This window comes from Pseudomonas sp. Snoq117.2 (assembly GCF_900110545.1).
Lineage (GTDB): Bacteria > Pseudomonadota > Gammaproteobacteria > Pseudomonadales > Pseudomonadaceae > Chryseomonas > Chryseomonas benzopyrenica.
Genome location: NZ_FOED01000001.1, coordinates 799263 through 809210 on the forward strand (window position 1 = coordinate 799263; position 9948 = coordinate 809210).

Sequence of the window (9948 nt, forward strand, 5' to 3'; positions counted from 1 at the left end):
CGCGCGATTGGGGAGCAGGACCATCCAGCAGGCCTTCACGAGCGGCGGCCCAGCGCGGCGCGCATCTTGGCCAGCTCGGACTGAACGGTTTCAGGCTTGGCCGGAGTGGACAACTCGGCGGGCAGCGCCTTGGGGATCTCGCGCAGCGGCTGGCCGGCGGCGACCATGCGGCAGGCGATCGAGTAGTTGCGCTCGAACAGCTTGCGCCCGGCGTCTTCGTTCAGGCGGAACAGGTTGCTCAGCCCGGACTCCGTGGCGGCGTGGTGCACGGCCGGATGGCTCCAGCGGGCGCCCTGCCCTACAGCCGGGTGCGAATTGCGGGCAGCCTCCTGGAAGGCCTTTTCGGTCGGCGGCAGGCCCAGCTGCTCGGCGGTGGGTTGGCACCACTCCACGAACTTGCCGACACTGGGCGCGAAGTCCTGGCCGCTGGCACGGCAGGTCATCAGGCCGAAGCGGATCTGCTCCAGTGACTGAATGCCGGCGGCCATAAGGCCCTTGATCCAGGAGCGCTTGGCGCGCTTCAGGGCTTCGTCGTCCGGCCAGGCCTGCTTCCAGGCGGGGAAGATGGACTTCAGCTCGACGAACAGCGCGTTGACGACCTGGGCGGTGCCCTCGTCGATGCTGGCCGGCGGCTGCTGGACTGCCGGCCGGGACTGGCTGAAGTCCACGTGCTTCACGATCTCGGTGGCGTTGCGCATCACAGATCCTCGTTCAGGTTGTTGGCCCAGCTGGTGTCGTCGTCGTTCGGGCCGGCGCCGGGGCCTTGGTGGTGCTTCAGGCGGTTCACCAGCCATTCGGATTTGAGGCCACGCCAGCCGGCGGTCATGGCCTCGGCCAAGCCCTGGTCGGCGCTGATGCCGTGCACGGCGGCCTTGGCTAGTTCGGTCAGGATGGTTTTCCAGATCGTGGCGTTGAGCGGCTTCTTGAGTTCGCGGCGGAAGGCCAGGTAGTCCTTGGCGACGTCGGCGGAGATGGCGATGCCTGCGGTTTCGGTCAGGGCCTGCATGTCGGTCAGGCTGAAGCCCTTGGCGCGGCTCCGGGGTTGATCAGGGGCGGTCTCGGGATCGTTCGAACCAGCCTCACCGGATGCGCTCGCCGCGCCCTCGCGGCCTTGCTCTTGGTTCTGTTCTTGGTTCAGTGACGTATTGGGTGCAACGGCTGCACCCCGTTCTGTCGTGGTTTGCACCCCGTGCTGTTGTGAACTGCACCCCGTTACTTCACCGGGTGCAGCCACTGCACCCCGTTTCAGCTGGAGGTCGTAGACGTTGGTGATGCGGTCTTTCCGGCCGATGTAGGCTGCGGCGATCGCCTGGTTGCCACGGGTGATCAGGCCCATCTCTTCCAGCAGGTCCAGCTTGTAGCGGACGGTCCGCTCGGACAGGCCGGTGTCTTCAGCCAGCTGCTCAGCAGAGGGGAAAGCACCACGACCGTCCTGGCCGGCGTAGTTGGCCAGGCACAGCAGCACGTGGCGGGCGGAGGCATCGCCCAGGGTGGACTTGGGCATCTGCATGGCCCAGGACATGGCTTGAACGCTCACAGCGACTCTCCAGACAGGCGCTCGGCCAGATAGGCCAGACCCTTGGGGGTGACCAGCGGCTGGAAAGCAGCACGCTCAGCGCCGGTCTCTTGGTCGGGCTTCAGCGCGGTGACCTTGTGCACCAGCAGGCCGGCGTTCAGGCGGGGCTGCATGGCGATCCAGCGAGTGGAGCCGTTGCGTCGGTAGATCCAGCGGTTCTGGTCCATCCAGGCGAACAGCTTCGAGGGCTCGATCTGCAGCTGCTTGGCCGCGTCGGTGATGCAGATGGCGCCTTGGGCCTTGGCCAGACGATCAATGGCGGCCACCTTCGGCGCTTGGCGATCCACCACCAAGCGAAGCTGGGCGTTCTCGTCGAGGGTGTCGGCGGCCAGGCGAAGGGCTTCGGCCATGGTCTGCGGGATTTGCCTTTCGTGACATGTCACGCTGGCGTCGTAGGCGCGGATGACCTGCAGGTGGAAGCGAGGGCTGATCCACATGGCGTAGGCGTAGACCAATTCCTTGGCGACGTAGGTACCGCCGAATCGGCCTTCCAGGGTTACTACCGGGATTCCGGTAGTTTCCAGCTCGGCGATCAGCTCCTTGGTCTGGGCGTTCGCCAGCCAATAGCTGGGACCCTGGCGCTTGATGCCACCGGCAGCGCGATGCAGGTCGTTCAGGCTGTAACGACCCTCGGCGTCCTGGCGAATAGCCTGGCCTGCCAGTTCCAGCGGTTGATCGACGGTCTTCATTTGGTTCATACTGAGCCTCGTTGACGACGTATCCCTGGCCTCACCAGGGGGATGAAGAAGCCCGGTTGCCGCCGGGCTTTTTTGTGCCTGCGATTCGCGTACTGGACGGAATCACAGCTATCCCGCGTGACTGCTGGCGCAAGGCCATGACGCGGATAATGGGTTCTATGGTCAGGACGCCAAGGCGACTTCGGCCCAGGGAAAGTCCGGGCAGAGAGATTCGCGGCGAACCGCTCCAGCGGTGGCGACTTCGATCTGAACGGCGCGGCGAGGCGGCACGGGGCGTTCGCCCATGCACCACTGGTTGACGGTTGGGGGCATGACGCCGATGCGCTTGGCCAGCTCGCGCTGACTGCCCACCAGGCGGGATGCTTCCTTTACTGCTTCGGATGCGTTCATTCGGAGTGCTCCTGTCATGAGCACAGAATAAGGCATTGGCTTATCATCAGCAAGCCATTGCCTAATGCGGGTACCGCAAGGAAAATTAGGCAATGCTTACTGGACAAGAGCTTGGCGCAGCTATCGAAAGCGCCCGCCTGAAGAAAGGCATCACCAAGAAGAAGCTCGCTGACGATTTCGACGTGAAACCGCCGTCAGTCCAGGGCTGGACTTCTCATGGGCGGATCGGCAAGGACAAGCTCATGGCCTTGATCGACTATTTCTCGGACGTCGTCGGCCCCGAGCACTGGGGTCTCTCGCGGAAGCCGAAGGGGAACGCTCAGATCATCGGTCCGATCTCGGCCTGGGATGACAGCACCCCGCTCGACGATGACGAGGTGGAGATCCCCCTGCTGAAGGATGTGCGCGTGTCCGGCGGCCCGGGCGTTGTTGCCGAAGACCTAGACTCTGGCCGCTGCGTCCGGATGGGAAAGTCGAGCCTGCGCGAGCGTGGCGTCCAGTTTAGCAACGCCATCTGCGTGACCGTCAGCGGCAACAGCATGGAGCCCGCTCTGCCCGACGGCAGCACCGTGGGCGTCAACATGCACATCACCACCATCAAGGACGGCAAGGTCTACGTGATCAAGCACGATGGCGAGCTGCGGGTGAAGCAGGTCTATCGGCTACCTGGTGGCGGGATCCGGCTGCGTAGCTTCAACCGGGCCGAGCACGCCGACGAGGATTACACCCCCACGGAGATGGCCGAAAAGGACATCTCGATCCTGGGCAAGGTGTTCTGGTCGTCAGCTTTCTGGGACTGATCACTTAGGGCCAGGATTTGATGTTAACTTCAATCCTCACCGATGCGTCTAGCATGCGCGCAAGCGGTACGCACAACCCCGCCCTTACCGGCCACCCGTCAAAAGTACGGCGCTAGAGCGGTTTGTGCCATTACCGAAATCAATCGAACTGATGTGACCGGTCACACTCACATGGTCGTGACATGTCACGTTTAGTTTATTAACATGCGCCCCTATTGAAGGGCCCGAATGGGTCCTAACCGGCTCAAGGATCCGCCAAACGAGCCGTAACCTTCAGGACTGTCCTTCCTGGAGATGGCAAGCAAGAAGCATTGCCCGGAGAACTACCATGTCTGCTCTGCTGAAAGATAAGCCCAAATTCGTCGACCTCCCTCCTCGCGACAAGACTGTCGTGAAGGCCCGCCCAACCACTGGCGACCATCAGGAACAGCTCGACAATGCCTTCGCCATTACCTTTGATCGCTATGAGCGAGCAATCGAAGAGCTGGCCGAGCGGTAGCATCAATGCCTGAGTACTGCGAAGGGATACGCTCGCTCACACCAGATGACCTGATTCAGATAAACGAACGTCTGATCAGGATGAAAACGCCAGGCGAGCAGTCTGGCGTTTTTTCTATGGATGCTCTGCACAGCGCTCAGCAGGCGCCGAACATGCACAGGTTCTATCAGGGAACCGAAGACGTCATCACCCTTGCGTCCGTGCTCTTCGTCAGCATTGCCAAAAATCACCCCTTCCTGAACGCCAACAAGCGGACAGCAGTGGTGGCGACGTCAATGTTCCTGCTTATCAACGGCTATGAGCTCACCGCGCCCGGATCTGATCTCGTAGAGGTTGCCGTAGGCGTAGTCACTGGAGAAATTGACCGGGATTATCTCGAGCGCTTCCTATACAAGTGGCACCATCCACTGGCAGACCTCAGCCTAGAGGGCACCGATGCCCTTCGAAGGCTCATCGAAAGAATGGTCGATAGGATGCTTTAAAACCCAGCCCGCCCCCGCAGCGGGCTTTTTTGTGCCCGGAACCTTGCCGCTCCGCCTCCTGTCGCATACTGTATATTTGAACAGTATCACAGAAAGGAGGTACCCCCATGGCCAAGGCCCAACCCCAAGCTCAGATCGAGTCCACTCCCGTCACGTCCTTCAGCCTGCTGGCTGAGCGCGTCATGCGACTGATCAACTCAGCCCGCGGCGACACGGATAGGCATGTGCATCTCGAACGCCTGGGAGCCTATGAGGCCGACTGGGAACGCCTCCTTGCCGAGATCGAGGAGAACGACAACGTGACCATCGCCCGGCGCGACGATGGCAGCGTTGACCTCTTCTGGAAGGTCCCCAAGGACTTCTGATCCCCTAACCCGAAGCCCGCCGCCGAGCGGGCTTTTTCACGCCCACGCAAAATAAATTAGGCATTAGCTATTTACAGATTATTAGGCATTGGCTTATCTTTGACTCATCGGCAGCGACAACTGCCCGGCAGCGAAAGCCGCCCTGCTCTTTCACAAATTAGACCGCCGAGCCTGCCGGCATAGCAGGCCGACGCACCGGGAGCGAACCCCGATGCGCCGCCCACCGCCCACTCCGAGGGGAGACGTTGCCGACAGTAGAGGACTGGCAGCGGGGTACGTGTACCGCCAGTGATCGATGGCTGCGGTGGGAGCAACACCAGTTTTCCTCGCTGGCCTTGGAGACAGGGCCAGCCGGGAAGACAACCGAACAGGAGGCCACATGGCCAACGCACTGACACCGCGCCAGCTGCAGACCCTGCAGGAAGTGGAAGCCTTCCTGTCGGCCCACAACTACCCGCCCACCCGCGCCGAGCTGGCCGAGCTGATGGGCATGGCATCGCCCAACGGCGCCCAGGAGCACCTGGCAGCGCTCGAGGAAAAGGGATTTCTGAAGCTCACCCCCAATACGGCCCGAGGGATCAGGCTGCTGAGGAGCTCGTCATGAACCAGCACTACGTCGCCTGGCTGCGCGCCCAGATCGAAGCGGCCACGCCAGCCACCCTGCACCTGAACATCCTGCCGCACGTTGAAGACCTCGCCGCCATGTACCGGCGTGAGATGCAGCAGGCCTCCACCCCCGGACTGAAGCTCTACTTCCAGCGCACGCTGGCGGGCTTCGAAGACCTCCTCAACCAGTACCACGCCGCGGCGGCGTAAGGATCCACACCGTGATCGAATTCGGGCAATGGCAAGGACGCCTGGGCATGGGCCTGGCTCCCCGAGAACTGGAATGCGTGATGGGCCTGGCCAGCGGCCTGACCCACAAGGAAATCGCCCGCGACATGGCGATCGCCCCCATGACCGTCACCAAGCGGGTAAGCAGCGCCATGTTCAAGCTGGGCGTCCAGCGAGCCCCGCAGCTGGTGGCCGAGGCGATGAAGCGCCAGATCATCAGCCCGCTCTGCCTGATGCTGGCCGCCCTGGTGGTTGCCCATGCCGCCCTCGATGAAGACCCGATGCGCCGCGACCGCCGCGCGCCGGAGCGCCGCACCGCCCAAGTCCGGATGATGCGCCGCGCTGAAGCCCCTGAAATCTACGCCTGACCCAGGAGATAGCGATGGATAAGGACCTGACTTTGGTGTTCCGCAATGTAGACGCGGATAGAACAGTTGAGCTGCTGAGTAAAAACCCTGACTGGAGCGCGAGCGCTCGATACGACGCGATAACGGCACTTGGAGAACTGGAAGACTTCGTTCGCCAGCTTAGCTACGGAAACATCGATGACCCGCAGACAGCGGCAGATGAGCTTATGGAAAAGATGAAGTGGGCTTGAGAGTTACCGATCGCCTCGCAAGAGGCTGTATCGGAGAGCGTCATGGTGGTGGCTCGCCACCCTACCCATGGAATCCGGTCGGCCTCAGCCTCAGTACGTGGGTGCCGTAGGAAGACCATGACGCTCCCCGATGCAGGAAGACGGAGTCGCGCCAGTTAGCACACAACAGGCACTGGCACTGCATCACCGCCGGCCACGGTTCAACCCTGCCGCCGGCACCTTTTTCGCCAGGTCGCACTCGGTCGCTTCCCCAGCGGCGCGGCCTGGCCCTTTTCTTTCCCCTTCCCCATCGAGGACTTCGCCATGAGCGCACAGGTTCTGCTTCACCCTGCCGTATTGGATCGCGCGCAGGTTTCCGCCATCCAGTTGAAGCTCAGCCGCCGAGCAGTTATCGCTGGCCACAGGGTGCTGCTGGTGCCTTGCCGCTCGATCGGTCGCCGTGACAGCGCCGAAACCGCTGCGAATCTGCTGCGCATTGAAGGGGATCTCACCGCATGATCCCCGACTTCCAGCACGACATCCGGGCGCGAGAGCCGCAACGCGCCAGCCTGGGCCAGGCCGTTGAGCAGTACCTGGCCGCCGGTGGCAGCATCGCCACCCTTCCCTATCTGGCTCCGCGGGAGCTGACTCGCCCCGCCGAGTTCAACAGCAGCGCGCCCCGGGTGCGGGGTATCGCTGCTGAGTCCCGATCCAAGAAGCGCGCAGCCGATCAGCACGCTGCCACCTTCGCCGACCTGCTGCAGACGCTGGAGGCTCCCCATGAGCAAGCGCAAGCCGAACAACACGCGCGCCAGGCTTGAGCGCGCCAGCCGCGCCCTGCTGCGTACCAACCACGTCGGCGTGATCAACATCGACCCGCACGGCGGCAAGGGCCTGATCCACATGCAGAGCGCGAAGAAGATCGTCTGCGGCAGCGCCCTGGTGACGGCGATCAACGACATCCCGCACCAGTGGACCATCTACCTCAGCGCCTTCTGCATCGATCAGCGGGGCGAGCGGTACATCAAGTCCGTCGAGATCGCGACGCCGGGCATCCACATGGCCGGGCAGCTGACCGACGTCATCGCGCTCCACTACCGCGGCCTGATGGACACCTGCAACCGGCGACACCTGATCGGCAGTGCCTGGATAGCCAACCCCTGCGGCGTTTCCCTCAGCGAGGAGCAGGCGGCCCACATCTACGAAGTCACCGGTGCCTGGACGCACGTTGAGCGCATGCAGGCAGCGTAACCAAGGAGGCTCCCATGAGCACATTCGCAGTGTTCGGCATGACTCGTGATGTTGCGCTGGCCGAGGCGCGCAAGAAGGTTTCCACCACCCGCCGAGACGATTCCGGCCAGCGCCTACAGCTGACCCCGCAGGAGTGGCAGCAGGCCTGCGAGGAGCGCGCGGACAAGATCATGGCCAGCAAGCGGGTGAAGCAGCTGTCGCCGCTGTACGACGCCCCCCAGTACGCCGAGCAGTTCATAGCGATCGCCAGGCGCACGCTCGATTGTCGCGATCTGCAGATCAAGGCCAAGTCCGTCCTCCTGGATGCCCAGGGCGAGCCGCTGAAGGACAAGAAGACCGGCGCCCCGAAGGTTGGCCTGCAGGCATACCAGGCCAAAGCAGCCTAACCCCTCCCCGCATGCCATCTGGCGTGCCGACAGAGTATTGACCCATGAACAACGAACGCATGATCGCGGTTTCGCCAGACCTAATCGAGCGCGCTATTTCGCTGCTCGACCTGCTTCCCGAGTCCGGCACCATAATTGAGCTACGCGCCGCCCTCGCTACCCAGCCCGCCGGTGGTGAGCCGGTGGCATGGCGGTACCGGACGCACGGCAATGGACCTTGGTACGTCACGACCAACCTGATACACGCTCGCGTATTCGAGGGGACCGAAGATGGCGGACAGGTTCAGGGGCTGTTTGCTGTAGCCCCGCCTGCCGCCGCGCATGGGGATGAGGCGGCCACTCTGGTGAAGGCTCTGAGCCTCCTGTGGAAGACCACCAACTTCCTTCCGCGAGGAGGAAGCCTGGACGGCAGGGTAAGCGCATTCCTGGCGCAGCACGCGCCTGAGCCAGTGGCTTCGGCTGCCGCCATGCGCGCCCAGGGCGACGGGGGTAGCGGCGATGCCTGACATCGACGAGTTCTACCCTGATGGGCTGACCACCGAACAGCGATGGGAGCAGTGGCGAAAAGAAGAGGCTGAGTACGAGGCGAAGTTCTCCCACCGGAAGGCGGAAGAGCACCACACGCGCTGCCGTGACTGCGGGGTGTTCGTCACCAAGAGCCGGTGGATCAAGAAAGACGCCTACAACGCCATTCAGCACCAGCGCCGTCCGATCTGCCACAACTGCTGGCTGGAAGGTGACCATGACTACTAGGTGCCTGCCATGAAAGGCTCCATGTCCCGCTTCTCCTTCCAGCACTCCACATCCATCTGCGACATCTGCGGCAAGCCTCGTAACCGGGGCCAGGGTCCGGCGCGGCATGACCGCTGCTCGAAGATCCGCCAGCAGATGAACGCTCACAAGCACGCCAGCTGAGGTGAACTATGCCTGGAGGAGCCCCTCCCCACCGCCGGCTTGAAATCCGCGGCGAGCTTATGACCCTGCGCGAGATCGCCGAACGCTACGGCATCCCCTATCGCGCCATCCATGACCGCTATTACGCCCAGTGCCTGGAGGGTGAAGACCTGATCAAGCCGCTGCGCAAGACGGATGCGGAAATAATCGACGCGTGCAAGGCCACTGGTTTGTCGGTAGGCGCTATGCGGTATCGGAAGCTGGCCGGTAAAGACCTGTACGCGCCAGCACGTCCACGGCTGAGCGCGGAGGAGCTGGAGCTGCTGGCCCAGATATCCCGCGAGACCGGCATTCCGCGAAGCGTCCTGAGCACCCGCTACCACCGCGGATGGCGCGGCGCCAAGCTCCGCAAGCCAGTCAGGGATCGAATCTGCAAGAGCACTGATCGCGGCCTGGACGACTGGGTGCCCGGCTCCCGGCCTCGCAAGTCCGCCTGATCCCCTACCCCTACCCACCTATCCACGCATCACCAGCGAGGCGCCCGCGCGCCTGGAGAAAACCATGACGAAGCCTGTGCAGGTAAAGCCGGTCAAGGCATACACCGTCGCAACGAATGATCCGGAAGAATCCACGATCCAGTTCGCCACTACCAACGTCGCCGCTCGGCGACAGGGCGCGGACGCCATAGGCGCCGATTTCACCTGGGTCAGTTGCAAGCGCGCGCCATGGGCTGATCAGTACGCCGGCAGCTTCATCCCGGCCCAGGCCTACATCGAGAACGGCTGGCAGATTGGCTGCACAAACTGCTCCCGCATGGTGAGCGATGAGCACCACGCCTTGGGCAGCGACGGCTATGAGACTGACGAGCTGCTAACGCCAGTCTTCGACGGAGACCGCGTTTTCTGCGATGCCAGCTGCAAGGATGACCACGAGAAGGAGGTTGCCGCACGCAATGCGAAGTTCGAGGACTTCAAGAAAGCAGTGGCTGCAGCTCAGCCTGGCCTGACCTTCAAGGATTTCACCGGCGGCTATCCGTGGTGCGGCAATCGCGCCACCTTCACCTTTCCAGGCGCGCAGTACGGTGGATCCGTCTCCGAGAAGGAGAACTCCACGACGCTGGAGTGGTACGTCGCCAACGGCGATCGAGAGGCATGGGACGCTTTCCAAGCCCAGCGCGCGGCCTAACCCCTACCCCA

At 62.9% G+C, this 9948-nt stretch carries 21 protein-coding genes; 17 read left to right on the forward strand and 4 right to left on the reverse strand.

Translation table 11 applies throughout. The features are described 5' to 3' along the window. Positions 1-35: 35 nt before the first annotated feature. From BMZ43_RS04000 to BMZ43_RS04015, 4 genes are all read right to left on the reverse strand, one after another. Complete coding sequence (locus tag BMZ43_RS04000) at positions 36-698, reverse strand: replication protein P (RefSeq protein WP_093250151.1); 663 nt, start codon at positions 696-698, stop codon at positions 36-38. Next, complete coding sequence (locus tag BMZ43_RS04005) at positions 698-1504, reverse strand: helix-turn-helix domain-containing protein (protein ID WP_371913845.1); 807 nt, start codon at positions 1502-1504, stop codon at positions 698-700. The genes BMZ43_RS04000 and BMZ43_RS04005 overlap by 1 nt, the downstream gene beginning before the upstream one ends. A 29-nt stretch (positions 1505-1533) precedes the next feature. Beyond that, positions 1534-2274 carry a phage antirepressor KilAC domain-containing protein gene (locus BMZ43_RS26855; protein ID WP_256562867.1) on the reverse strand — a complete coding sequence of 247 codons (741 nt, stop codon included), beginning with the start codon at positions 2272-2274 and terminating at the stop codon, positions 1534-1536. 162 nt (positions 2275-2436) lie between these two features. Next, positions 2437-2664: a transcriptional regulator gene (locus tag BMZ43_RS04015; protein ID WP_058790595.1), complete on the reverse strand. Its 228-nt coding sequence runs from the start codon at positions 2662-2664 to the stop codon at positions 2437-2439. Positions 2665-2756: 92 nt separating this feature from the next. Here BMZ43_RS04015 and BMZ43_RS04020 point away from each other — a divergent pair, with 92 nt between their 5' ends. The 17 genes from BMZ43_RS04020 to BMZ43_RS04090 all read left to right on the forward strand — a co-directional run bounded on the left by BMZ43_RS04020 (position 2757) and on the right by BMZ43_RS04090 (position 9937). Beyond that, complete coding sequence (locus BMZ43_RS04020; protein WP_093250158.1) at positions 2757-3464, forward strand: LexA family transcriptional regulator; 708 nt, start codon at positions 2757-2759, stop codon at positions 3462-3464. 328 nt (positions 3465-3792) lie between these two features. Then, positions 3793-3963 (forward strand): hypothetical protein, encoded by a 171-nt coding sequence (locus tag BMZ43_RS26415; RefSeq protein ID WP_177344767.1) that lies wholly within the window; start codon positions 3793-3795, stop codon positions 3961-3963. A gap of 5 nt (positions 3964-3968) precedes the next feature. Continuing rightward, positions 3969-4445, forward strand: coding sequence for a type II toxin-antitoxin system death-on-curing family toxin (locus tag BMZ43_RS04025; protein WP_093250162.1), 477 nt, complete (start codon positions 3969-3971; stop codon positions 4443-4445). Between the two features lie 107 nt (positions 4446-4552). Continuing rightward, positions 4553-4810, forward strand: a complete 258-nt coding sequence (locus BMZ43_RS04030) for a DUF1654 domain-containing protein (RefSeq protein ID WP_093250166.1) — start codon at positions 4553-4555, stop codon at positions 4808-4810. A 379-nt stretch (positions 4811-5189) separates the two neighbouring features. Next, positions 5190-5414, forward strand: a complete 225-nt coding sequence (locus tag BMZ43_RS04035; RefSeq protein WP_177344768.1) for a LexA family protein — start codon at positions 5190-5192, stop codon at positions 5412-5414. Continuing rightward, a complete protein-coding gene (locus tag BMZ43_RS04040; protein WP_093250174.1) occupies positions 5411-5626 on the forward strand; it encodes a hypothetical protein in 216 nt (71 codons plus the stop codon). Before BMZ43_RS04035 ends, BMZ43_RS04040 begins: the two co-directional genes overlap by 4 nt. A gap of 47 nt (positions 5627-5673) precedes the next feature. Next, on the forward strand, positions 5674-6012 hold the full coding sequence (locus BMZ43_RS04045; protein WP_093250984.1) for a response regulator transcription factor: 339 nt from the start codon (positions 5674-5676) through the stop codon (positions 6010-6012). A gap of 14 nt (positions 6013-6026) precedes the next feature. Continuing rightward, positions 6027-6242, forward strand: coding sequence for a hypothetical protein (locus tag BMZ43_RS04050; RefSeq protein ID WP_093250178.1), 216 nt, complete (start codon positions 6027-6029; stop codon positions 6240-6242). Positions 6243-6545: 303 nt separating this feature from the next. Then, entirely contained in the window at positions 6546-6740 is a 195-nt protein-coding gene (locus tag BMZ43_RS26420; protein ID WP_093250183.1) for a hypothetical protein, read from the forward strand. Continuing rightward, on the forward strand, positions 6737-7042 hold the full coding sequence (locus tag BMZ43_RS26425; RefSeq protein WP_093250186.1) for a hypothetical protein: 306 nt from the start codon (positions 6737-6739) through the stop codon (positions 7040-7042). The genes BMZ43_RS26420 and BMZ43_RS26425 overlap by 4 nt, the downstream gene beginning before the upstream one ends. Then, positions 7002-7472 carry a hypothetical protein gene (locus tag BMZ43_RS04065; protein WP_093250192.1) on the forward strand — a complete coding sequence of 157 codons (471 nt, stop codon included), beginning with the start codon at positions 7002-7004 and terminating at the stop codon, positions 7470-7472. The genes BMZ43_RS26425 and BMZ43_RS04065 overlap by 41 nt, the downstream gene beginning before the upstream one ends. Positions 7473-7486: 14 nt before the next feature. Continuing rightward, the gene (locus BMZ43_RS04070; protein WP_093250195.1) at positions 7487-7858 is read left to right on the forward strand and encodes a hypothetical protein; all 372 of its coding nucleotides are present in this window, start codon (positions 7487-7489) and stop codon (positions 7856-7858) included. A gap of 44 nt (positions 7859-7902) precedes the next feature. Next, positions 7903-8364, forward strand: coding sequence for a hypothetical protein (locus tag BMZ43_RS04075; RefSeq protein ID WP_093250200.1), 462 nt, complete (start codon positions 7903-7905; stop codon positions 8362-8364). Beyond that, a complete protein-coding gene (locus BMZ43_RS04080) occupies positions 8357-8611 on the forward strand; it encodes a hypothetical protein (RefSeq protein WP_093250203.1) in 255 nt (84 codons plus the stop codon). Before BMZ43_RS04075 ends, BMZ43_RS04080 begins: the two co-directional genes overlap by 8 nt. A 9-nt stretch (positions 8612-8620) precedes the next feature. Further along, positions 8621-8773, forward strand: a complete 153-nt coding sequence (locus tag BMZ43_RS26430; protein WP_177344769.1) for a hypothetical protein — start codon at positions 8621-8623, stop codon at positions 8771-8773. A gap of 59 nt (positions 8774-8832) precedes the next feature. Then, positions 8833-9249: a hypothetical protein gene (locus BMZ43_RS04085; protein ID WP_093250208.1), complete on the forward strand. Its 417-nt coding sequence runs from the start codon at positions 8833-8835 to the stop codon at positions 9247-9249. Between the two features lie 64 nt (positions 9250-9313). After that, complete coding sequence (locus BMZ43_RS04090) at positions 9314-9937, forward strand: hypothetical protein (RefSeq protein ID WP_093250211.1); 624 nt, start codon at positions 9314-9316, stop codon at positions 9935-9937. Positions 9938-9948: the final 11 nt, after the last annotated feature.